The sequence below is a fragment of the Pelagibius sp. genome (assembly GCF_965249265.1).
Lineage (GTDB): Bacteria > Pseudomonadota > Alphaproteobacteria > Kiloniellales > Kiloniellaceae > Pelagibius.
The window spans coordinates 1,790,874-1,812,379 of sequence record NZ_OZ252224.1 but is presented as its reverse complement, the minus strand read 5'-3'; the positions used below and the strand labels follow the sequence as shown (position 1 = coordinate 1,812,379).

General features: G+C 63.4%; 20 protein-coding genes. 8 read left to right on the top strand and 12 right to left on the bottom strand.

Features of this window, described 5'->3' with window-relative positions:
- Positions 1-47: 47 nt before the first annotated feature.
- Positions 48-1,826, bottom strand: a complete 1,779-nt coding sequence (aspS, locus tag ACP146_RS08515) for an aspartate--tRNA ligase (protein ID WP_422366325.1) — start codon at positions 1,824-1,826, stop codon at positions 48-50.
- 189 nt (positions 1,827-2,015) lie between these two features.
- On the opposite strand from aspS, the gene rnd reads away from it, so the two are divergent.
- Both rnd and ACP146_RS08505 read left to right on the top strand, forming a co-directional pair.
- On the top strand, positions 2,016-3,185 hold the full coding sequence (gene rnd, locus ACP146_RS08510; RefSeq protein ID WP_422366324.1) for a ribonuclease D: 1,170 nt from the start codon (positions 2,016-2,018) through the stop codon (positions 3,183-3,185).
- A gap of 2 nt (positions 3,186-3,187) precedes the next feature.
- Positions 3,188-4,210 carry a M23 family metallopeptidase gene (locus tag ACP146_RS08505; RefSeq protein ID WP_422366323.1) on the top strand — a complete coding sequence of 341 codons (1,023 nt, stop codon included), beginning with the start codon at positions 3,188-3,190 and terminating at the stop codon, positions 4,208-4,210.
- An 11-nt stretch (positions 4,211-4,221) separates the two neighbouring features.
- On the opposite strand, the gene ACP146_RS08500 is transcribed toward ACP146_RS08505, so the two are convergent.
- From ACP146_RS08500 to ACP146_RS08470, 7 genes are all read right to left on the bottom strand, one after another.
- Positions 4,222-5,739: a Ppx/GppA family phosphatase gene (locus tag ACP146_RS08500; RefSeq protein ID WP_422366322.1), complete on the bottom strand. Its 1,518-nt coding sequence runs from the start codon at positions 5,737-5,739 to the stop codon at positions 4,222-4,224.
- Positions 5,740-5,746: 7 nt separating this feature from the next.
- Entirely contained in the window at positions 5,747-7,918 is a 2,172-nt protein-coding gene (locus ACP146_RS08495; protein ID WP_422369632.1) for an RNA degradosome polyphosphate kinase, read from the bottom strand.
- A 336-nt stretch (positions 7,919-8,254) separates the two neighbouring features.
- Positions 8,255-9,037, bottom strand: a complete 783-nt coding sequence (locus ACP146_RS08490; protein ID WP_422366321.1) for a hypothetical protein — start codon at positions 9,035-9,037, stop codon at positions 8,255-8,257.
- Between the two features lie 150 nt (positions 9,038-9,187).
- Entirely contained in the window at positions 9,188-9,967 is a 780-nt protein-coding gene (locus ACP146_RS08485; protein ID WP_422366320.1) for an SDR family oxidoreductase, read from the bottom strand.
- Positions 9,967-10,689 carry an HdaA/DnaA family protein gene (locus tag ACP146_RS08480; protein WP_422366319.1) on the bottom strand — a complete coding sequence of 241 codons (723 nt, stop codon included), beginning with the start codon at positions 10,687-10,689 and terminating at the stop codon, positions 9,967-9,969. The genes ACP146_RS08485 and ACP146_RS08480 overlap by 1 nt, the downstream gene beginning before the upstream one ends.
- Complete coding sequence (locus ACP146_RS08475; protein ID WP_422366318.1) at positions 10,686-11,798, bottom strand: AI-2E family transporter; 1,113 nt, start codon at positions 11,796-11,798, stop codon at positions 10,686-10,688. Before ACP146_RS08475 ends, ACP146_RS08480 begins: the two co-directional genes overlap by 4 nt.
- Positions 11,799-11,839: 41 nt before the next feature.
- Positions 11,840-13,057, bottom strand: coding sequence for a DUF2066 domain-containing protein (locus ACP146_RS08470; protein ID WP_422366317.1), 1,218 nt, complete (start codon positions 13,055-13,057; stop codon positions 11,840-11,842).
- A gap of 70 nt (positions 13,058-13,127) precedes the next feature.
- Here ACP146_RS08470 and purM point away from each other — a divergent pair, with 70 nt between their 5' ends.
- The 3 genes from purM (at position 13,128) to ACP146_RS08455 (ending at position 15,209) form a co-directional block, all read left to right on the top strand.
- Entirely contained in the window at positions 13,128-14,231 is a 1,104-nt protein-coding gene (gene purM, locus ACP146_RS08465; RefSeq protein ID WP_422366316.1) for a phosphoribosylformylglycinamidine cyclo-ligase, read from the top strand.
- Positions 14,232-14,251: 20 nt separating this feature from the next.
- Positions 14,252-14,899 (top strand): phosphoribosylglycinamide formyltransferase, encoded by a 648-nt coding sequence (gene purN / locus ACP146_RS08460; protein ID WP_422366315.1) that lies wholly within the window; start codon positions 14,252-14,254, stop codon positions 14,897-14,899.
- Between the two features lie 187 nt (positions 14,900-15,086).
- Positions 15,087-15,209, top strand: coding sequence for an aa3-type cytochrome c oxidase subunit IV (locus ACP146_RS08455; RefSeq protein WP_422366314.1), 123 nt, complete (start codon positions 15,087-15,089; stop codon positions 15,207-15,209).
- A 126-nt stretch (positions 15,210-15,335) separates the two neighbouring features.
- Here ACP146_RS08455 and ndk read toward each other — a convergent pair whose 3' ends face one another.
- Positions 15,336-15,758, bottom strand: a complete 423-nt coding sequence (gene ndk, locus ACP146_RS08450) for a nucleoside-diphosphate kinase (RefSeq protein ID WP_422366313.1) — start codon at positions 15,756-15,758, stop codon at positions 15,336-15,338.
- 258 nt (positions 15,759-16,016) lie between these two features.
- Between ndk and ACP146_RS08445 the strand changes: the two genes are divergently transcribed.
- Positions 16,017-17,900 carry an ABC-F family ATP-binding cassette domain-containing protein gene (locus ACP146_RS08445; RefSeq protein WP_422366312.1) on the top strand — a complete coding sequence of 628 codons (1,884 nt, stop codon included), beginning with the start codon at positions 16,017-16,019 and terminating at the stop codon, positions 17,898-17,900.
- A 32-nt stretch (positions 17,901-17,932) separates the two neighbouring features.
- On the opposite strand, the gene ACP146_RS08440 is transcribed toward ACP146_RS08445, so the two are convergent.
- Positions 17,933-18,466: a PAS domain-containing protein gene (locus ACP146_RS08440; RefSeq protein WP_422366311.1), complete on the bottom strand. Its 534-nt coding sequence runs from the start codon at positions 18,464-18,466 to the stop codon at positions 17,933-17,935.
- Positions 18,467-18,703: 237 nt separating this feature from the next.
- Here ACP146_RS08440 and ACP146_RS08435 point away from each other — a divergent pair, with 237 nt between their 5' ends.
- A complete protein-coding gene (locus ACP146_RS08435) occupies positions 18,704-19,663 on the top strand; it encodes a DMT family transporter (RefSeq protein ID WP_422366310.1) in 960 nt (319 codons plus the stop codon).
- Here ACP146_RS08435 and ACP146_RS08430 read toward each other — a convergent pair.
- On the bottom strand, positions 19,660-19,872 hold the full coding sequence (locus ACP146_RS08430) for a hypothetical protein (protein ID WP_422366309.1): 213 nt from the start codon (positions 19,870-19,872) through the stop codon (positions 19,660-19,662). The genes ACP146_RS08435 and ACP146_RS08430 overlap by 4 nt on opposite strands.
- Positions 19,873-20,074: 202 nt before the next feature.
- On the opposite strand from ACP146_RS08430, the gene gcvA reads away from it, so the two are divergent.
- Positions 20,075-20,974: a transcriptional regulator GcvA gene (gene gcvA, locus ACP146_RS08425; RefSeq protein WP_422366308.1), complete on the top strand. Its 900-nt coding sequence runs from the start codon at positions 20,075-20,077 to the stop codon at positions 20,972-20,974.
- 32 nt (positions 20,975-21,006) lie between these two features.
- Here the strand turns inward: gcvA and ACP146_RS08420 are convergent, their stop codons facing one another.
- On the bottom strand, positions 21,007-21,456 hold the full coding sequence (locus tag ACP146_RS08420) for a DNA polymerase III subunit chi (RefSeq protein WP_422366307.1): 450 nt from the start codon (positions 21,454-21,456) through the stop codon (positions 21,007-21,009).
- Between the last annotated feature and the right edge of the window lie 50 nt (positions 21,457-21,506).

Below are 21,506 nucleotides of genomic sequence, written 5' to 3'. Positions count from 1 at the left end.
GCTCAGGGGGAAATTGACCGATCATCGCCCCGCGCCCCTACCGCAGCCTATTCCGGCGGCAGATCCAGCTTGATGTGCAACTCCGCGAGTTGCCGTTCGCTGACGGCCGCCGGCGCCTGCATCATCAGATCCTCTGCCCGCTGGTTCATCGGGAAGGCCACCACCTCGCGGATGTTCGGCTCATCCGCCAGAAGCATGACGATGCGGTCGATGCCCGGCGCCGATCCGCCATGCGGCGGCGCGCCGAACTTCAGCGCGGAGATCATGCCGGCGAATTCCGCATCCACCTGTTCCTGGTTGTAGCCGGCGATGGCAAAGGCCTTGTACATGATCTCCGGCAGATGATTCCGGATCGCGCCGGAGGAAAGCTCGACCCCATTGCAGACAATGTCGTACTGATAGGCCAGAACGTCCAAGGGGTCCTTGCCATCAAGGGCCTCCATACCGCCTTGCGGCATGGAAAAGGGATTGTGGCTGAACTCGATCTTGCCGCTGTCCTCGTCCAGTTCGAACATCGGATAGTCGACGATCCAGCAGAAGCGAAAGGCGTCCTTTTCCAGGATATCCAACTCGTCGCCCAGGCGGTTGCGGACCTGGCCGGCCAGCTTGGCCGCGGCCCCCGCCTTGTCGCAGGAAAAGAATACCGCATCGCCGTCGCGAAGGCCGGCGGCTTCCTTGATCTGCGCCGTCCGCTCGGCATCCAGGTTCTTGGCGATCGGCCCCTTGGCTGTGCCGTCGGGGGCGAAGATGATGTAGCCGAGACCCGCGGCCCCCTCGCTGCGTGCCCAGTCGTTCAGCTTGTCAAAGAAGCTGCGCGGGCGCTCCCCGGCGCCGGGGGCCGGAATGGCCCGCACCACCGAACCGCCTTCGACGGCCTTGGCGAAAATACCGAAGCCCGAGCCGCGGAAGGACTCGGTCACGTCGACGATCTCGATCGGGTTGCGCAGGTCCGGCTTGTCCGAACCGTACTTCAGCATGGCTTCGCGAAAAGGAATGCGCGGAAAAGGCGCCGGCGTCACCTGCCTGCCCTCGGCGAATTCCTCGAAAACACCGCCCAGCACCGGCTCCAGGGCCGCGAAGACATCGTCCTGGGTGACGAAGCTCATTTCCAGATCGAGCTGATAGAACTCACCCGGCGAACGGTCGGCGCGGCTGTCCTCATCGCGAAAACAGGGTGCGATCTGAAAGTAACGGTCGAAACCCGCCATCATCAGGAGCTGTTTGAACATCTGCGGCGCCTGCGGCAGGGCGTAGAACTTGCCGGGATGCAGGCGGCTCGGCACCAGATAATCACGGGCGCCCTCGGGGCTGCTCGCGGTCAGGATCGGCGTCTGGAATTCCTGGAAGCCCTGTTCCACCATACGACGTCGGATTGAGTTGATCACCGCACCCCGCAGCCGGATCTTGGCCTGCATCTTCTCGCGCCGCAGATCCAGGTAGCGATAGCGCAGGCGGGTTTCCTCGCCAGCATCCTCGTCGGAATTGACCTGCAGCGGCAGGACCTCGGCCCGCGATTGGACCGTCAGCTCCTGAATCTGCACCTCCACTTCGCCGGTGGGAACCGCCGCGTTAACCGTCTCAGGCGTCCGCTGGACCACCGGCCCCGTGACCGTAATCACGCTCTCGACCCTCGTTTCCTCCAGCATCGGGAACAGCGGGCTGCTCACGTCGATCACGCATTGGGTGATACCGAAGGTGTCGCGCAGGTCGACGAAAAGAAGCTGGCCGTGGTCGCGTTTGCGATGGATCCAGCCGGACAGGCGGACCTGCTCGCCAGCATGGCTCGGCCGCAGTTCTCCACAGCTATGGCTACGATAGGGGTGCATTGAGGCTAGTCCCGGGGTCTGGTCGGAAGGGGTCTGAACGAGGGCGCAAAAGGCAGGGAATCGGGGGTTTTGTCAAGTCTGCAAGGCAGCCAGCGAGAGGCCGGCCCGCATACGCGGGTGCCCGGCCGGAAATGGGTGGCAGGAGCCTCGGCACTTTTACCGTCTAGCGATAGCGTGTATACCGCTGGCATGACATTGATTGCCGAAACCGCAGAGCTTGAAGCCCTCTGCGAACGACTGGCCAAAGCCGACTTCATCACCGTAGATACAGAGTTCCTGCGCGATTCGACCTACTGGCCGAAGCTTTGCCTGCTCCAGGTCGCAGGACCGGACGACGTTGCCACCGTCGACACCCTGGCGCCGGACCTGGATCTGGCACCGCTTCTGGCGCTGTTCGACGACCCGCGCCTGGTCAAGGTTCTGCACTCCGCCCGTCAGGACATGGAGATTTTCTTTCATTTGACCGGGCGCCTGCCGGCGCCGATCTTCGATACCCAGGTCGCCGCCATGGTCTGCGGCTTCGGGGAATCGGTGGGCTACGACACCCTGGTACGCAAGATGACCGGCGCCCATGTGGACAAGTCGTCCCGCTTCACCGACTGGTCGCGGCGTCCCCTGGCGGAACGCCAATTGAACTATGCCCTGGCCGACGTCACCCACTTGCGGAAGATCTATCGGAAGCTGGAGCGCCAATTGACCAAGACCGGCCGGGCCGGCTGGTTGGAAGAGGAAATGGCGATCCTGACCTCGCCGGACACCTATCGCTTGGAACCGGATCAGGCCTGGCGGCGTCTGAAGACGCGCTCCAACGATCGGCGCTACCTTGCCGTGCTCCACGCCCTGGCCGCCTGGCGCGAGCAGGAGGCGCAGCAGCGCAACGTGCCGCGGGGCCGGGTGCTGAGGGATGAGCAGCTTTTCGACATCGCGGCCCACCGGCCGACCAGCGAAGAAGAGTTGGCCCGCTCCAGGGGCCTGAACAAGGACATGGCGCGGGGCCGTCTCGGCAAGGCGATTCTCGAAGCTGTGGCTCAAGGGCTCGCCCTGCCCGACAAGCAGCTTCCCCGGCCGGTTGTGAAACAGTCAGCACCCAACGGATCCGGACCCCTGATCGACCTGCTGAAGGTCTTGTTGAAATTGCGCTGCGACGAACATGACGTGGCGCAAAAGCTCATCGCCAACACGGCCGATCTGGAACAGATCGCTGCCGACAGCAAGGCCGATGTCCCGGCCCTCAAGGGCTGGCGCTACGACATCTTCGGGCGCGATGCGCTGGCGTTGAAGAGCGGCGATGTGGCGCTTTCGGCTGCTGGCAGTAAGATCAAGATCGTTCCCATCAAGGCACCCCAGGAAGCCGATTGAACATGACCCGTTCCCTGCTCGGCGTGATGATCGGTCTTGCGGCTTTAATCACGGCCGCTGCTGCGGAGGCCCAGGAAAGGCGCGCGCCCGGCGGCGGCTTCGATCTGCCGGTCGACTGCGTCATGGGCGCCGTCTGCAACATCCAGAATTACGTCGACTACGATGGCGGCGAGGGTTGGCTCGATCACACCTGCGGGAGCCTTGGCTACAATGGACATCGCGGGGTCGATTTCCGGGTGCCGACCGAGATCGAGATGCGCGAGGGCGTGGCGGTTGTCGCGGCCGCCGGCGGCAGGGTTCTCATGGCGTTTGACGGCCAACCCGACATCCTGATGCAGGACAGCGGCCCGGGCAAAACCCGTGAGGAGCGTAACGGCAACTGGGTTGCCATCGGGCACGGAGACGGTTGGGTCACCACCTACGCGCATCTGCTGAAAGGCAGCGTCGCGGTAAAGAAGGGCGACACCGTCAAGCGCGGCGATAAGCTCGGCCTGATCGGCCTATCCGGCAACAGCGACTTCCCGCATGTCCACTTCGCCGTCACCCACCGAAACAAACTGCTCGACCCCTTTACCGGGCTGGAACCTTCGGCGAACTGCGGCGAGACAGCACAGAGTCTCTGGTCGGAAGCAGCCCAGGCACAGATTCCCTATCGCGCCGGCGGACTGCTCTCGTCGGGCTTTCTGGACCGCCAGGCCGAGCACCGGGAGGTCATGGCAGGGATCGAACCACCGGAGACCATTTCGGCGACGTCCCCGGTGTTCATTTTCTGGGTCGGCGCCTGGGGCATTCGCCAGGGCGACCATGAAACCATGGTCATTCTGGATCCGGACGGACGTAAGTTCGTCGGGGCCGAACGGGTACTTGAGCGGAACCGCGCCACCCTCTCTCGTTTTGTCGGCAAGCGGCTGCGCCAGGACGCCTGGCCCAAGGGCACCTACCGCGGCATCTACCGTGTCGAGCGGGAAGCTGACGGCCAGCGCTTTCAGATCATTGATATCGTTCGAGAAATTGAGGTGCGTTGAACCGCTCCGGATCAGAGGATAATCCGGGTTTCCCTGAAGTCCCCGACCGCCGCCAAGGCACGCAAACGTCGCTGAACCGCCTCCCCATCCGGCACCGAACCATCATCGGGCAGCACCAGTTCCAGGGTATCGCCATCGGCCCGCAGGGAACTGCGGTCGAGAATGGCACGCGTCGCCCCCGACACCCGGAAAGCCAGCCGCAGCGCCGCCCCCAATAACCTGGCCCGGGCCCGCGAACGCTCGCTCAACAGGGTCGTGGCTCTCGCCACCTTGCTTGAATCGGGCGCACCGCCGTAACGCAGGAAGACGGTGTAGGCGAGAAAGCTGCGGCCCGTGTGATCGATGCCGACAAAGGGATGGTGCAGAACCCGGCGCAGGGCCTGGCTGGCGCGAAAATCCGGGTGCTCCCGCCAGGCAAAGTCGGAGATATGGCAGGCCGTGAGACGCAGGCGATGCTCTTCCTCGTCTTCATCGGGAAAGATCGCATCGCACCACCGCATCAGGCCATCGCCGAGATCGCCAAAGCGGCCTTCCCGCTCGGCAAAGTCGCGCGCCGCAGCGATCAAAGGATCTTCGGCCTGCTGGTCTTTGGGCAGTTGATCGAAGAGATATCCCTCCCGCAGGCCGTAGGTCGAAAAACTGATCGCCGAGGAGTTGGTGATGCGCAACAGCCGCCCCAGCACCAGGGCTCCCAGTGGCAGAGTCTCCCGGCGCCGCCGCGAGATGAAGTCGATACCGGACAACGAGGTCTTGCCCTGCCGGGACACAAGACGGGCCAGCTTTACGGCTTCGCGGTACTGGATGGTGTGCCCGTGAATGGCGTGCAGCGGGTGGCGTTTTTGCTCTATATGCAGCCGTGCCAGATTGCGCCAGGCGCCACCGACGGGATAGAAGGACCGGCCTTTGCCTGTCGCAAGCCAATCCACCTCCGACAGCGCCGCATCGACCTGGCTCCGTGCCACCTGCCGATCCCCGCCACAGCTTTCCATCAGGCGGAGAGGCCCGAGCGCCAGTGTCGTGGCGCGGCCGATCTTTCCCTGATTGATCTCGACCAGCTCCAGGCTGCCGCCCCCGAGGTCGCCCATGATGCCGTCCGCCTCGGGGTTTCCCGCGATCACACCCAGGGCTGAAAGCTGCGCTTCCTCGGCCCCGCTCAGGATTCGGATCGGCTCGCCGCAGGCCCGCTCCACCGCGTCGGCGAATTGAAGACCGTCTTCCGCATCGCGCACCGCCGCGGTAGCGATGAGATCGACACGCTCGATCCCCATGGCCTTCGCCAGCGCGGTAAAGCGCACAAGGTTGGGTATCGCCAGAGCAACGCCGTCCGGATGAAGGTAGCCGCTTTTCTGCAGCCCTCGGCCCAAACCGCAGAGGACCTTTTCATTGAAGACGGTCGCAGGCGCGCGCTTCAGGCCGTCGAAGACCACCAGGCGGATCGAGTTCGAACCGATATCGATGACGGCAATCCGCCCGTCCTTCGGGCTGGATTTGGAGAGCGCCGAGGCTGGTGCCAGCGAACCTGCTACCATAGAGCCTTTAGGTCTTTCTGAGGACCAATCTCGGCGTCTTTCTCGACTTCTTCAGGGCCGATCCGCGTCCCGAGAGACTGGGATTGGTCATGAAGTAGGTGTGGACGCTGAAGGATTTGGCGGTGGAGCGCACGCGGCGATAGGTTCCCTCAGGCTCCAGGATCCAGGACTGCGCTTCGTCGTTCAGATTGGCAATCATGATCTGGTCGAGAATCTGTTGGTGTACCGTCGCATTATCGATCGGCACCAAGGTCTCGATCCGCCGGTCAAGATTGCGGGGCATCCAGTCGGCGGAGGATATGAACACCTTGGCGTCGCGTGACGGTAGCGACTTGCCGGCCCCGAAGCAAACGATTCGGCTGTGCTCCAGAAAGCGCCCGACGATGGACTTCACACGGATGTTCTCGGAAAGCCCGGGCACGCCTGGACGCAGGCAACAGATGCCGCGCAGGATCAGTTCGACCGAGACACCGGCCTGTGAGGCTCTGTAGAGCGCATCGATGATCTCCGGGTCGACCAGCGAGTTGAGCTTCGCCCAGATCGCAGCCGGCCGGTCGGCCTTGGCATGCCCGATTTCATCGTTGATATGCCGCAGCAGCGTCGAACGCAGCGTGAGCGGGGCGAAGGCGATCTTGTCCATCGCCTTGGGCCGGGCATAGCCGGTCATGTAATTGAACAGCCGGGTTGCGTCGCGGACCAGGAGAGGGTCGCAGGAAAAGTAGGAGATATCGGTGTAGATGCGGGCCGTGATCGGGTGATAGTTGCCGGTGCCGTAATGCACGTAGGTGCGCAGGGCCCGGCCCTCCCGGCGCGCGACCAGCGAAATCTTGGCGTGGGTCTTGAGTTCGATGAATCCATAAATCACCTGGACTCCGGCGCGCTCCAGGTTGCGCGCCCAACGGATGTTCCGCTCCTCGTCAAAGCGCGCCTTCAACTCGACGAGCGCGGTCACCGACTTCCCGGCCTCCGCCGCTTCGGTCAGGGCCTTCACAATGGGGGAATCTTCTGAGGTGCGATAGAGCGTCTGCTTGATTGCCACCACCGCCGGGTCGTTGGCTGCCTGGCGCAGGAACTGCACCACCACATCGAAGCTTTCATAGGGGTGATGGACGGCAAAGTCCTTTTCCCGAATGGCCGCGAAACAGTCGCCGCCAAAATCGCGAATGCGTTCTGGAAAGCGCGGGTTGTAGGGCTGGAACAGCAGATCCTGACGCTCGTCGAGAATGATCTCCTTGGTGTCGACAAGACCCAGCATGCCATCCAGCGGAAAGACGTTCTCGTTACCGACCTGCAGTTCGCGAATAACGAAGTCCAGAAGCTCCGTCGGCATCTCGGTATCGACGGTCAGACGGATCACCGATCCGCGCCGTCGGCGCTTCAGCGCGCTCTCGAAAACCCGCACAAGATCTTCGGCTTCCTCTTCGACTTCCAGATCGCTGTCGCGCAACACGCGGAAACAGCCGGCCGCCTTCACCTCAAAGCCGGGGAAGAGTTCGTCGAAGTAAAGCTGGAGCAACTCTTCCAGACGGATGAAACGTGCGTCCTTGCCGGGCAAGCGGACAAAGCGCTCGATCTTCGAAGGCAGCGGAATGAGCCCGTTGATCTGGTTCTTGTCTTCCCCCCGCAGCAGTTCCATGACGAGGCAGAGGCCGCGGTTCGGGATAAAGGGGAAAGGATGGGCCGGATCGATGGCGATCGGGGTCAAGACCGGATAGAGCTGTTCTGTAAAATATGTATCCAGCCATCGCCGTTCCGCCCGCTTCAACTCGCCGGCACTGACCACCGCAATCCCTGCGTCCTTCAGTTCGCCGGTCAGGTCGTGCCACTTCTCCTGCTGCCAGCGCATCAGCTTGGCAACACGCTCGTTGATCGCCGCCAGCTGTTGCGCCGCCGTCAGACCCTCAGGTGAGCGCGCCTTGACCCCGGCGCGGATCTGACCCAGAAGGCCGGCGACGCGCACCATGAAAAACTCATCCAGATTGCTGGCTGAAATCGACAGGAACCGCAGGCGCTCAAACAACGGATGATTGGCGTTGTAGGCTTCCTCAAGCACCCGCTCGTTGAAAGCGAGCCACGAGATTTCCCTGTTGATGAAGCGTTCCGGCGAATCGAGGTGGATAGCCGCGAGCTTCGAGCCCTCCGGAAGATCGGACTCCTGTTCCAGTGGCTCGACTTCCAATGCCACAGTGCTGTCTTCCACGCGCCAACTCCATCGAAAATCACCCTGCAAGCCGGGAAACCTGCGTTCTATAGCATGACATTTGTCACCGAATGATGACAGACCTTCCGCAAAGAACAGATGCTGCCCAGTTAAGCAGTAGTCACTAATAATACCATATCATCATTGATTTACGTCAATGCGCTACTTTGGGCCAGCAACTAAAAATGTAACTGGCTCATGGGTGATCCCTACCCAGCCCCATGCGCCGGGACCTTCCCGCAATGATCCTCGGATCGCGGGAAGGTCCCTTTTACATCCACCAACAAACCCACGATGGCGGCACGAGGCTCCGGTTCAGGAGACGATCTCCCAGGCGCCGTCCGGTTGCCGGCAGGCAACACCGTAGCCCGCTTGACGCTGGTTCCCGATCACGACCTCCTGCTGGAACTCGCGGCAGTAACGCCCCAGGCGATCGCTGCCGTCGCGCACCGGTATGACCTGGCCAGAAGCCGACCCGTCGTTCCAACGGATCGACTCTCCCAGCGGTGCCGTCGTCGCCTGATGCTGCGCTGCTGCGTAGCTATGGCGCTGGCTCTGGTTCAACACGTCGGCAATCTGCAACGCCAGGATGGCGAAGATGGCCCAGTCCCGATCGTCATGGCGTCTTCGATAACCATAGCCGCCATGATCGCCATGGTGATAGTGGCGATGCCGCTTTGCGTGGCGGTACTTCTTGGGCCGGTGATGATAGACGTGCTCCTCGACATAGACTTTCTTTTTCACCTTCTTGTGTTTGTGCCCATGCCTGTGTCGGTGCTTGTAGCCATGATCGTGGCCCCAATGCCCCTTGTGCGCATGGCGGTGATGACCATGGCCGTGATGGGAGTGGCCATGCTTGGCCCAGCGGCGGCGATCCTTGCCGTGGCGATGCCCATCGTAGTGATAGACATGCTTTTCCACCTTCTTCCAATGCTTGTGATGCTTCTTGTGATGCTTGTGTTTGTAATGCTGATGGTCGTGGTGCTCGTAGTACCAACGGCCATGACGGCGATCATCGTCGTCATCATCATCCGCAAACGCGGAACCGGTTGTAAGGACAAAGACCGCACAGGCGGCCACAGCGATTTTCTTTATCATTCCCGATCCTTCCAAAGCTGCCTCCAAGCCATGGTGTGATCGGTTCTACGTGTGCTGCAGCCGCGGCATCCCCCGCCGCCCATTTATGTCACGGAGACTTGAACGGACGGCGGAGAGTTGCCGGACTACCGGCAAAACAGTGGTTGAAGCCTAGAGAGTGCCCGGAAAGGCTCCGCCGTCGAGCAGGATGTTCTGGCCGGTTATGAAACCGGCATGCGCGCCGCAGAGAAAAGCGCAGGCCTCGCCGAACTCGGCCGGGTCGCCGAAACGGCCTGCCGGATTACCCTTGGCCCGTTCCTCGACTACATCTTCGACAGGACGGCCGGCCTTGTCCGCAACCGCCTTCATGTTGGCACGCAGCCGGTCGGTATCGAAAGGCCCGGGCAGCAGCCCGTTGATCGTTACGTTCTTGCGCACGGTCTTGCGGGCGATGCCGGCGACGAAACCGGTCAAGCCGGCACGCGCGCCGTTGGAAAGGCCGAGAATATCGATCGGCGCTTTCACCGCGCCGGAGGTGATGTTGACGATGCGCCCGAAGCCCCGCTCCATCATCGGATCGACGGTGGCCTTGATCAGCTCGATGGGCGTCAGCATGTTTGCGTCCAGCGCCTTGATCCAGTCTTCCCGCTCCCAATCGCGGAAGTCGCCCGGCGGCGGACCGCCCGCGTTGTTCACCAGAATGTCCGGTGAGGGACAGGCCGCCAGCGCCTTCGCGCGCCCTTCCACCGACGTGATGTCCGTAGCGACCGCGGTCACGGTAACGCCGGTCGCCTGGCGGATCTCCTCCGCCGTCGCTTCCAGCGGGCCTTCGGTGCGTGCCACGATCGTGACATCCACACCTTCGCGCGCGAGGGAAAACGCGCAGGCCCGGCCCAATCCTTTGCTGGCGGCGCAGACCAATGCTTTCCGGCCTTTGATTCCCAAATCCATCATACCTCTCCCTTATTGATTTCTTCCGCGTCGGCAGTGATCAGCTCCGACAAGACTTCCCGCACCAATGGCACGGTGATACTTCGCCGGGCTGCCAGCGCCCGGCCATCGATTGAAGCGACGACCCGCCTTGCCGCGTCGAGCGAGCGCTCGATCCTGGGCGTCATGTATTGAATGATGTCGGGGCTGACCGTCAGTTGCCGGTCAGCGAAGAGTTTGACCAGCACCGCCTGAACCAGGACTTCGTCGGGCTCGCCAAGCGCGACGGCCTGCATTCCGGCAAGGCGCGAATGGAGGTCGGGCAGCGGGCAGGCCCAGCGCGCCGGTGGCTCGCGATCGGAGAACAGCAGATAACCTCCGCGCTCCAGCACCATGTTGTAGAGATGCAGCAGCCGCTCCATGAGTGCCGGCGCCTCGGCCAACACCGGGGCAACGCCTTCAACGACACAGGCATTGATCTCGCCGAGGATGGCCGGCGGTTCGCGCTCTGCGAGGGCTTCGGCGTCCACGGGGACCGCACCACTGCTGCGCCGCCAGACTTGACACAGATGGGTCTTGCCGCTGCCCGGCGGGCCGTAAATCGCCAGCGCCCGGGCCGGCCAGTCAGGCCAGCGGTCGATCCAGGCCACTGCCAGTTCATTGCTGGGTGCGACAAAGAAATCTTCACGCTCCAAAGCCGGGCGATGGCCCAGATCGAGCGCCAGTTGTCGGGATGCCTTCACGCTGGTCCGCCCGGCTCCGCTCCGTCATCACCGCCCGTTGCTTCGTGGACGCCGGTATAGTAGTGACTCAGCCGGTACTGGCTGATCGCAAAGCGGACACCGACCCCGACGATGGCGGCGACCGGCACGGCCAGCAATACGCCGACGAAGCCGAAGAGAGCACCGCCCGCCAAAAGGGCGAACATTACCCAGACCGGGTGCAGCCCGACTTTCTCGCCCACCAGCTTCGGCGTCAGAACATTGCCCTCGATGGCTTGGCCGACGAAGAACACCGCCGCGACGATGGCCACATCGACAAAGCTGTCGAACTGCGCCAAAGCGAGACCGACCGAAAGGAACAGCCCGACCAAAGAGCCTACATAGGGAATGAAGGAAAGGAAGCCGGCGATCAGTCCGACCACCAGACCGAAATCGAGGCCCGCCAGCGTCAGGCCGATCGCATAGAAAACAGCGAGGATGACACAGACCAAGCCCTGGCCGCGCAGGAAGCCCGCCAGTGTTTCATCGACTTGCTTTGCCAGACTCCGGATGGTTTCCAGATGCTTGCGGGGCAGCGCATCGTCGGCCTGTTCGACCAGACGGTCCCAATCGCGCAGCAGATAGAACGCTACGACCGGTGTGATCACTAGCAGCGCCACGAAGTTGATGAAAGCGACACCACCGGAAATCACTCCACCCAGCACATTGGTCGCCCAGGCGATCACGCGGTCCGCGGAACCGCGCATCGCTTCCTGCAGACGCTCCAGCGTCTGCGGTTCAAGGCGGTCCTTCAGCATGGCGATCAATTCGCCGATCTCGCGTTGAATTGCACTCACGTAGGCAGGCGCGCGCTCGATCAAGGCTACGATCTGGCTGACCACGGCAGGGACCAGGATCAGCAGGATGATGATACAGATGAGAACGAACGCCACGGTGACGATGGTCGTTGCCCAGGTGCGCGACAGTTTCCAGCGCTCCAGGCGGTCGCAGACGGGGTCCAGCAGATAGGCGACGGCCATGCCGGCGACGAAAGGCAGCAAGACGCTGCGCAGCAGGTAGGTGCAGATCAGTACCACCACCAGAAGCACCAGCCAGAAACGGATGCTGCGGGTAATGGGACCGTTGATCACCGGAGCCGAACCGGCAGGGCCTCTTTCTGGCGGCGTTCCGCTCATTGCGCCGCCGGAGCTTCGGGGGGCGGAGCCTGGGGGGGCGGAACTTGGGAGCCCGGTGCCTGCGGTATCGCTGTGCCGCCGGTCCCCCGCGCCGCCCCCTCCAGCGTCAGTTCCCAGTTGCTGTCATCGCGCAGCGACAAAAAAAGGTCGCGCTGGGCAAGGGCCCGGGTCAATCTCTGTTCATCGCCAAGGAAGGAGATCTGCATTTCCGCTTGGCCGCGTGAAAGCGTAGTGACGCCGACGTTCTGGATGGCGGCAATGCCGTCGATCCGCTTACGCACTTCCAGCCAGTCCGACAGACCGCCGAGGGGAACGAACACGACGATCGAGCGGCTGTTACCGAACTGCAGCACGTTCTGCTGCTTCCAGTTTTCCTGCAGCGTCGCATTCACGAGACCCGCGACCCGCGCGAAAAAAGCCGAAGGCGATGCATTGGGCAATTGGGTGAAGTTCTCACGCGTGATCGCGCCCTGCCGGCCCACCTCATAGCGCCGGCTGGTGATCGCCAGTTGCGCCGAGCCGACCTCCGGGTCACCGGTTAGAGTCGCCTTGCTGACCAGGACGGCGCCCGCCCCATAGGCATTGGCAATGGCCGAGAGACCGGCCGGGTCGCCGTCAAGGGCACGTTGGGCGTCGATGGCGGCAACATCGGAAAGGTCGCCGAGGGGAATCCGCAAAGGCACCAGGCCGTCGCTGCTCGGCCCTTGAGACCAGCCCGTCCGCCAGGGGTTGGGCTCCAGCCAGAGCCGCGGTGCGCTGCCATCCCCGTGGTCGTAGACCGGAAGGACCAGCAGCGGCTTGCTGCGCGTTTCCGCGAAACCGACCGAACTGTTGCGGAGCAGCGCGCGCACTTCCTCGGCATTAAAGCGGAAGGTGAGATCGGCGAGATAGCGCACGGCGGAGGTGCGCTCGTTGTTCACCGAGAAATCGCGGACGTAGAATTCCACCAGGCCCGGCCCCAGAACCGGCACCTTGCCCTGCTGCGCAGCAGGCACCAGACGATCGACCAGCAGCTCGAAAGCCCGCTGATGGCCGGCCGTAATCGCGGCCTGGCGGGCCGCCGCCGCCGTCTCCGCGGTCTTGTCGACCGGCACCGCCCGCACCGTAAAAATGTCGCTCTGAGCCGCGGCCGGCTCGCCGGCCAGCAGCAGGGCGCTCACCAGCCCAGGTAACAAAGGCGTCGCCAGGGCGCCGAATAACCGGCGAAACCGCATTGCAAACCGTCCCGGATTCTCTATGTTCGCCCGTCGAAGCGGGCCCTCTCGCTCCCCACCTAAATACTCCATGTTATGGGAGGAAGCCATAACAAGCCGGGACCCTCACGATAACAAGCTGAGCTACAAGGACGCCGGCGTCGACATCGATGCCGGAAACGCCCTGGTGGACGCCATCAAGCCCCTGGCCCGATCGACGGCGCGCCGCGGCGCCGACGCAGGCCTGGGCGGCTTCGGCGGCATTTTTGACCTGAAAGCCGCCGGCTTCAAGGACCCGCTGCTGGTGGCCGCCAACGACGGCGTCGGAACCAAGCTGAAAGTCGCCATAGCCGCAGACAAGCACGACACGGTCGGCATCGATCTGGTCGCAATGTGCGTGAACGACCTGATCGTCCAAGGCGCAGAGCCGTTGTTCTTCCTCGACTACTACGCAACCGGCAGCCTGGATGTGCAAGCCGGCCGGGCGATTCTCGCCGGCATCGCCGACGGTTGCCGCCAGGCGGGCTGCGCCCTGATCGGCGGAGAAACCGCCGAGATGCCCGGCCTCTACAGCGATGGCGACTACGATCTCGCCGGCTTTGCGGTCGGCGCCGTCGAACGGGACGCGGTGCTGACCGGCCAGGCGGTGACGGCCGGCGACCTGGTGCTCGGTCTCGCCGCCTCCGGGCTGCACTCCAACGGCTTCTCGCTGGTCCGCAAGGTGGTGGATAACCTCGGCCTCGGCTACCAGGACCCAGCACCTTTTGCGCCCGGCCACAGACTTGGGGAGGCGCTTCTGACCCCCACCAGGATCTATGTGAAATCCTGCCTTCAGGCTCTGGCCGAGGGCGGCGTGAAGGCCCTGGCACATATCACCGGCGGCGGATTTCTGGAGAACCTGCCGCGGGTTCTGCCCGGCCACTTGAGCATCGCCCTCGGCGGCATCACCTGGCCGGTCCCACCGGTTTTCTCCTGGCTGGCCAAGGCAGGGGGCATCGCCCCGCGGGAGATGGTGCGCACCTTCAACTGCGGGATCGGCATGGTTCTCATCGTGGCGCCCGAACGCCGGGACAGCCTCGTCGCCTGCCTGGAACAGGCAGGCGAAACCGTCTTCGACATCGGCCGCGTCAAGGCTGCGGAAAACGGTGAACCGCAGGTCGTCATCGACGGTCTGGAACAGTCGTGGCCGTCATGATCGAAGCACGGGCCTGATTCATGAAGGTTGCGGTTCTGATCTCCGGGCGCGGCAGCAATCTCCGCTCCCTGCTTGAGGCGGCAAACGAACCCGGGTTTCCCGCTGAGGTCGTCACCGTGATCGCCAACCGGCCCGGCGCCGGCGGGCTGGACCATGCCACGGTCTTCGGCGTTGCCGCTCAGACGATCGACCACACCACCTTTGCAGGCCGGGCCGCCTTCGAGGCCGCCCTGACCGAGGCCCTGGAAGCCGCGGGTGCCGAGCTTGTCTGCCTGGCCGGCTTCATGCGGGTCCTTTCCGAAAGCTTCGTCAGCCGCTGGCGCGACCGGATCATCAACATCCACCCCTCCCTGCTGCCGCTTTTCCCTGGCCTCGACACCCATGCCCGGGCCCTGGCCGCCGGTGTGAAACTGCACGGCTGCAGCGTTCACTTTGTGAATGAAGGTGTCGATGAGGGCGCGATCCTCGGTCAGGCAGCGGTCCCGGTGCTGGCCGGCGACACCCCGGAGCAACTGGCCGCCCGCGTCCTGCAGGCAGAGCACCGGCTCTACCCGCACTGCCTGCGCCTGATCGCCGAAGGCCGGGTACGGCTCGATCAGGGAAAGGCCGTCGTGGATCAAGCCACGGCGGATGAACGGCCGCTGCTGAACCCTGCGCCCGAAAGCTAACACCCTGAGAGGCCAAACCGCTGGGGTTCCCGCGCCGCTACCACTGGCCGAGGGCGCGCTGGGACTTGCCCGTCGGCTGCTCTCAGGCTAAAAATACTTTGGAATTACTCGGGGATTCGGGCTGGGTGGCCTTATCGGCAGGGTCTGCGACCAATCCCCGCGAGACAACAACGAACAGGGCTATTTCATGTCGGACAATCAACTGCTCCGCGAGCACCAGTCAAACTGGAAGGGCTTTGTGCGCTTCATAACCTGGTCGACGGCCTTCGTGGTCATCGTCCTGGTCTTGATGGCAATCTTCCTTTTGTAGCCTGATCCAATCGGGCCTTTCCCGATCGACAAAAAAGGGCGGATCCGAAAGGATCCGCCCTTTTTCACGATTGCCGGACAATCCAATCCGCAGAGGCCCGATCCGCTAAGGTTCGGACCGGCCTGTTCAGCCGACGATCTCGTCGTCGCTGAAGAAGAACTTGATCTCTTCGGCCGCCGTATCCGGGCCGTCGGAGCCATGCACCGAGTTGGCCTCGATGGATTCGGCAAAGTCCGCCCGGATCGTTCCCGGCGCCGCATCGGCGGGGTTCGTCGCACCCATCACCTCACGGTTCTTGGCAATGGCATTGTCACCTTCCAGAACCTGGACCACGACGGGCCCCGAGGTCATGAAGTTACAGAGGTCACCGAAGAAGGGGCGCTCCCGGTGAACGGCGTAGAAGCCTTCGGCCTGCGCACGGGTCATATGGATGCGCTTGCTGGCGACGACCCTGAGGCCGGCCTCCTCCAGGCGGTCGACGACCTTGCCCGTGATATTGCGCTTGGTCGCATCCGGCTTGATGATCGAAAAAGTACGTTCCTTGGCCATGGACTCTGGCTCTCCTTCAATTGATGCAATGCGCGCGAAGGATGGGCTGGCGCCGCGATCCGGTCGCTTTTGCTTTTGGTTCCGCGCCGGGCTTATAGACGCTTTGGCGGGGCGGAGCAACGGCCCAGCAGCCGGCCCAGCCCCTGGAACTGGCTCGTCCCGAGGCCTTTCGGCAATCCCGGTCTCGTGCTATCACCCGGCTCTGCCGTAATTGAGGAACGGGACAAACCGGGCGCAGGCCCATGGCCGGTAATTTTCATGCTGCACGTTAACGATCTCGTCTACCGCGTTCAGGGCGACCCGCTGTTCGAGCGGGCGACGGTCGCCGTCAACAAGGGCGAGCGGGTCGGACTCGTGGGGCGTAACGGCAGCGGCAAAACCACCCTGCTGAAACTGATCTCAGGCGAACTGCACCCCGACGCCGGCGGCATCTCCTTCCCGCGCAAACTCAAGATCGGCAAGGTCGCACAGGAGGCGCCCTCCGGTCAGACCAGCCTGATCGATACCGTGCTGGCCGCAGACAGCGAGCGTACGGCCCTGCTGGCGGAGGCCGAGGAGGCCCGCGATCCGGCCCGGATCGCCGAATTGCACGAACGTCTCGCCGCCATCCAGGCGGAGAGTGCACCGGCCCGGGCGGCAAGGATTTTGGCCGGGCTCGGTTTTGACGAGGAGGCCCAGCAGCGTCCCTGCGCGGAGTTCTCCGGCGGCTGGCGGATGCGCGTGGCCCTGGCGGCATTGCTCTTCGCCGCACCCGACCTGCTGCTGCTGGACGAGCCGACCAACCACCTGGACCTGGAAGCCTCCTTGTGGCTGGAAACCTTTTTGAAGAGCTATCCCGGCACGCTGTTGCTGGTCTCCCACGACCGCGGGCTGCTGAATCGCGCGGTCAATCGGATCATCCACCTGGAACAACAGCGCCTGACCGCCTACACCGGTAACTACGACCGCTTCGAGCGGCTGCGTCGCGAACACATGGAGCACCAGGCCGCCCTGCACGCCAAACAGCAGGCCGAGCGGCGCCACATCCAGGCCTTCGTCGACCGCTTCCGCTATAAGGCCAGTAAGGCCCGCCAGGCCCAGTCGCGGCTGAAAGCCCTGGCAAAGATGGAGCCCATCGCCTCGGTCATGGAAGACCGGACCGTCTCCTTCGCTTTTCCGGAGCCCAGCCGGCTCTCGCCGCCGATCCTCACCCTCGAAGATGCCGCCGTCGGCTACGAGACCGGGAAACCCATTCTCTCCCAACTGAACCTGCGGCTCGACATGGACGACCGGGTCGCCCTGCTCGGCGCCAACGGCAACGGCAAGTCGACCCTCTCCAAGCTGCTGGCGGGCAGGCTGAAAGCCATGCAGGGCCGCATGACCCGCTCCGGCAAGCTGAAGATCGGCTATTTCGCGCAGGACCAGGCCGACGAGCTGGACCTGGCTGCCACGCCGCTCCAGCACATGGAGCGGCTCATGCCCCTGGAAACCGAGACAAAGCTGCGCGCCCAGCTCGGCCGTTTCGGCTTCGGGGTCGGCCGGGCGGAGGTCGCGGTCGGCAAACTGTCCGGCGGTGAGAAGGCGCGCCTGCTCTTCGCCCTGATGAGCCGCGATGCACCGCATGTTCTGATCCTCGACGAGCCGACCAACCATCTGGACGTCGACTCCCGCCAGGCCTTGATCCAGGCACTCGGCGCCTTCGAAGGTGCCGTGATCCTTGTCAGTCACGACCCTCACCTGATCGAGCTCACCGCCGACCGGCTCTGGCTGGTTGCCGATGGCGCCGTCGCGCCCTTCGAGGGCGACATGGACGACTACCGCAAGCTGCTGATGGACCAGCGCCGGCAGGAGCGTTCCCGACAGCGCGGGGAGAAACCCCGGCGCGAAGAGGTCGTCTCCAAGAAAGATCGCCGCCGCGCCTCGGCCGAAGCCCGCGCTGCCGTCGCAGACCTGCGCAAAGCGGCCAAACAGGCCGAAGCGGAGGTCGAGCGCCTGGGCAAGCAGAAGCTCACCCTGGAGGCCAAGCTGGCCGACCCGGAGGTCTACAACGGCCCGACGGCGGCGCTGCAAGACCTGCAGATCAAGTTCGGCCAAGTGAAGCAGCGCATCGCCGAGGCGGAGGATCGCTGGCTGGAGTTGCAGGCGGCCTTGGAAGAAGCCTGAGTTTCAACCACACCAGCGCGCTCGGCCGACCGCTAGAAATAGCCGTTCAGGATCAGCAGAAGATCGACATTCCTGCCGTCGGCGGCCAGCGGATAGTAAACCCGTTCCGACTCGATGAATTGACGGTCCGGGTGAGGCATCGGGAAGCGATCATAGACCGGCCGGCCGCTCTGCGCCGCCAACTCCATATTCCCCGTGATGCGCAGGACCTGGCTCGGCAGGACCGCCCGATCCACCGGCATACCGGTCACGTCACGCCCCGCCATGGCGGTCTGCACGGTGCCGACCAGGCGGAACCGAAACCGCCGGTGTCCGTGAACGTACTCCACATCGACGAGGTTTATCAGTGACAGAAACTGCGGGAAATCCACCGGGTCGATGTGCTGGCGGCCTGGCAGGAGGCCGGCGGGTTTCATGTGCTCCAGATAGCGGTGCATCTCTTCAAAGCGCGGATGGAGAGCCGGCGGTGGCGTGCCAGCCAAGTCTTCAAGATAGGCGCTGGAGTAAAGGAACCCAGTGTGAAGCCCCCGCACCTCCATCGGCCCGTGATCTTGCCGCAGGCTCATTGCTCAAGGATAGTATCTCTAATATCTTGATATCAAACGCAAAATTGTCCCGCCAGTATTCCCCCCAAGATTGAAAACACTCGGTCATCGGCAGGAACCCGGATGGACGGGAAGTTAAAACTCCCTTGATTTGCGACAGGGAGATTTCGCGGTGCTGCCCTGCGGCATCAACGCTGCTCTCCCCTGCGCTTGACGCCTATCCTCCGACGACCTTAACCCCAGCGAAGAAGCACACCGATGGCCATCGCCACCACCAAGCCGTCTGCCCTTGTTGCCGCCAGCAAGCCGGCGCTCGGACAAGCCTCCGGTTCGACCGGCCGCGCAATCCTGCTGATGATCGCGAGCCTGGCGTTCTTTGCTCTGATGGATGCGCTGGTGAAGGATTTCGGGTCGCGCTATTCGACCCTGCAGATCGTCTTCTTCCGCAGTTTCTTCGCTTTCGTGCCTTTGGCCTATCTGCTCTACCGGACCGGCTGGGTCAACGCCGTGAAGATCAACAGCTACAGCGGGCATGCCCTGCGTACTCTGGTGGGCGTGGCGGCCATGTTCTGCTTCTTCTACGCTTTCGCCCATATGCCTCTGGCGGACGTGGTGGCGATCAGCTTTGCCGCCCCGATCTTCGTTGTCGCCCTTTCGGTGCCGCTGCTGGGCGAAAAGGTCGGGCCACGGCGCTGGATCGCGGTCTTGATCGGCTTCGGTGGTGTCATCGTGATGGTCGATCCGGGTGCCGGTATGCTGAACCCGGTGGCCGTCATCGCCCTGATCGGCACGATCTTCTTTGCCCTGGCCATGATCGTACTGCGCAAACTCGGGCGTACCGAAACCGGTGCCTCCGTCGTCTTTTCCTTCACCTTGGTCTGTACGCTGGCATCGGGTATGGCCCTGCCCTTTGTTTGGACCACCCCGAGCCTGCTGGACTTCGCCGGTCTGATCGCCATCGGCCTGCTTGGCGGGACCGGGCAGATCCTCATGACCTACGCTTTCAAGTACGGCGATGTCGCCGTGGTCGCCCCCTTCGAATACACCGCCATTCTCTGGGCGACGCTGCTGGGCTTCATCTTCTGGGGCGACATCCCGGGCCTCAACATCTGGATCGGGGCCGCCATTGTGATGCTCTCGGGCCTCTTTATCCTGTTCCGCGAAGCGAACCTGAAGCTGCCCCGCGGTCGAGCCCGGCGCCTTCAGACCAAGCGTTAAACGGCCGGCAGGCGGATCGTCCCCGGAGGTAGTGGGCCATCCTGCCAGAACGGCAGCGTCACCTCCCAACGCACCAGGGTTTCATCCAGGCCGATATCGCGAACCAGGTGCGGGCTTGCCTTCAGCAAGCGCCGCAGATCGCGGCGCAACGCCGTTCTCGCCATCCAGCGCTGCAAGAGACCAGCGCCGCTTGCGCCGCCGTCCGGCACATCGGGACCTCCCACGACTTGTGGGGCGCGTTCCTTCAGCCCTGGAAATGGAATTACTGAAACGTCATCATTGATATATCGGACTGCCATCTCGAAAACTCCGACCTAGAGACTATCTCTATGTTTTAAATAGAGATAAGCTTGACAAACGTTCTGCTCAATGGATGAATTCTCATCTATAACATGAGGAAAACTCATTCATATGAGACGCCGTCTGCCGCCCCTCAACGCCCTGCGCGCCTTTGAGGCCGCCGCCCGTCTCGGCAGCTTCACCAAGGCGGCCGACGAGCTGGCGGTCACCCAGGGGGCGGTCAGCCGCCAGGTTCACGCACTTGAAGACCATTTCGCGACCGCCCTCTTCAACCGGGGCCATCGAAGCGTCACGCTGACCAAGGCGGGCAGCCGCCTGCTGCCGCCGCTCAGCGAAGCCTTCGACCAAATCATGCTGGCGGCGGAACGGGTCAAAGAGCGGCCGGGAGAGGTCAGGATCAAGTCGGTGCCAACCATTGCGGTGCGCTGGCTGGTGCCGCAGATACTGCGTTTTCAGAATGCCCGGCCGGACATCCAGATAAAGCTCACGACGTCCTGGTGGTCTGTCGACTTGGCGCGAGAGGACTTTGACGCCGGGGTGATCTTCGCCGAGACCCGGGCGCCCCGCGCCAATGCCGACCTGCTGCTGGTGGAGCGCATGACACCGGTCTGCGCGCCCTCCCTGCTCGAAGGCACACCTCCGCTGGCCGCGCCGGCGGATTTGGTCCACCATCGCTTGCTCCATTCCGATTCGAAACACTTGGATTGGAAGGCCTGGCTCTCCGGCAACGGCATCACAGACATCGATCCCCAGAGTGGCGAAGACTTCGATTTCCTCGATGCCGCCCTTCAGGCGGCAATACAGGGTTACGGGGTGGCCATGGGCGACCTGTTGTTCATCGAGGAGGACCTCAAGGCCGGGCGCCTGGTGACCCCTTTCGACATGCCGCCGACAGAAGTCGGCGCCTATTTCCTGGTTTATCCGGAAGAGGAAAACAGCGATCCGGCTTTCCAGGCCTTTCGAACATGGCTTCGCGAGGCAGCAGAGAGCGTGCAGAAACAGCTTCCTTAGGCGCCCCGCCTCCAGGAGCCAGCTTCGAGCGCCTAAGCTTTCTGGCTCCAGCGGCCGGCATCGTCCTGCTGCCAATAGGTGACCTCGTGACCGGCCTCCTTCAGTCCGCTCCACTGGCCGCGGGCGGCGGTGACGGCCTCTTCGTCATGGCCATCGAAAAGAATGGCGCAGAGTGCGAAGCCTTCCAGGTTCTCAGTACTGCTGCCGTCGGTCAGAAACAGGACTTCGGCCCCGTTCGGGGCATCCGGCTGGGTAGTCAGCCAGATCGGCTGGCGCTCCCCCCGGCCGTCTTTCAGGCTGCCGTGCGGCAGAAAGCTTCGGTCATTGTAGGTCCAAAGCCCGGTCGCCAGCGCTTCCACCCTTTCTTCCGAGCTTGCACGGACAACCGCACGCTGGCCACGCTCCAGGGTTTTTTCCAGCATTTGGGGCAGAGCCCTGTCCAGGGATGTCCGCGTCAGGTGATAGAATCGAACCTCGGCCATGATCGCTGATTGCGTTGCCCGCCCCCCGGCCCGGCATCGGGGGCAAAGAC

Excerpts from the sequence above, each read along its gene's own strand:
- purN (WP_422366315.1), top strand. The coding sequence starts at position 14,252 with ATGAAGGTTGCGGTTCTGATCTCCGGGCGCGGCAGCAATCTCCGCTCC.
- ACP146_RS08485 (WP_422366320.1), bottom strand. The coding sequence starts at position 9,967 with ATGGATTTGGGAATCAAAGGCCGGAAAGCATTGGTCTGCGCCGCCAGC.
- rnd (WP_422366324.1), top strand. The coding sequence starts at position 2,016 with ATGACATTGATTGCCGAAACCGCAGAGCTTGAAGCCCTCTGCGAACGA.
- ACP146_RS08420 (WP_422366307.1), bottom strand. The coding sequence starts at position 21,456 with ATGGCCGAGGTTCGATTCTATCACCTGACGCGGACATCCCTGGACAGG.
- aspS (WP_422366325.1), bottom strand. The coding sequence starts at position 1,826 with ATGCACCCCTATCGTAGCCATAGCTGTGGAGAACTGCGGCCGAGCCAT.
- ACP146_RS08500 (WP_422366322.1), bottom strand. The coding sequence starts at position 5,739 with ATGGTAGCAGGTTCGCTGGCACCAGCCTCGGCGCTCTCCAAATCCAGC.
- ACP146_RS08445 (WP_422366312.1), top strand. The coding sequence starts at position 16,017 with ATGCTGCACGTTAACGATCTCGTCTACCGCGTTCAGGGCGACCCGCTG.
- ACP146_RS08435 (WP_422366310.1), top strand. The coding sequence starts at position 18,704 with ATGGCCATCGCCACCACCAAGCCGTCTGCCCTTGTTGCCGCCAGCAAG.
- purM (WP_422366316.1), top strand. The coding sequence starts at position 13,128 with ATGTTATGGGAGGAAGCCATAACAAGCCGGGACCCTCACGATAACAAG.
- gcvA (WP_422366308.1), top strand. The coding sequence starts at position 20,075 with ATGAGACGCCGTCTGCCGCCCCTCAACGCCCTGCGCGCCTTTGAGGCC.
- ACP146_RS08490 (WP_422366321.1), bottom strand. The coding sequence starts at position 9,037 with ATGATAAAGAAAATCGCTGTGGCCGCCTGTGCGGTCTTTGTCCTTACA.
- ACP146_RS08470 (WP_422366317.1), bottom strand. The coding sequence starts at position 13,057 with ATGCGGTTTCGCCGGTTATTCGGCGCCCTGGCGACGCCTTTGTTACCT.
- ACP146_RS08505 (WP_422366323.1), top strand. The coding sequence starts at position 3,188 with ATGACCCGTTCCCTGCTCGGCGTGATGATCGGTCTTGCGGCTTTAATC.
- ACP146_RS08440 (WP_422366311.1), bottom strand. The coding sequence starts at position 18,466 with ATGAGCCTGCGGCAAGATCACGGGCCGATGGAGGTGCGGGGGCTTCAC.
- ACP146_RS08455 (WP_422366314.1), top strand. The coding sequence starts at position 15,087 with ATGTCGGACAATCAACTGCTCCGCGAGCACCAGTCAAACTGGAAGGGC.
- ndk (WP_422366313.1), bottom strand. The coding sequence starts at position 15,758 with ATGGCCAAGGAACGTACTTTTTCGATCATCAAGCCGGATGCGACCAAG.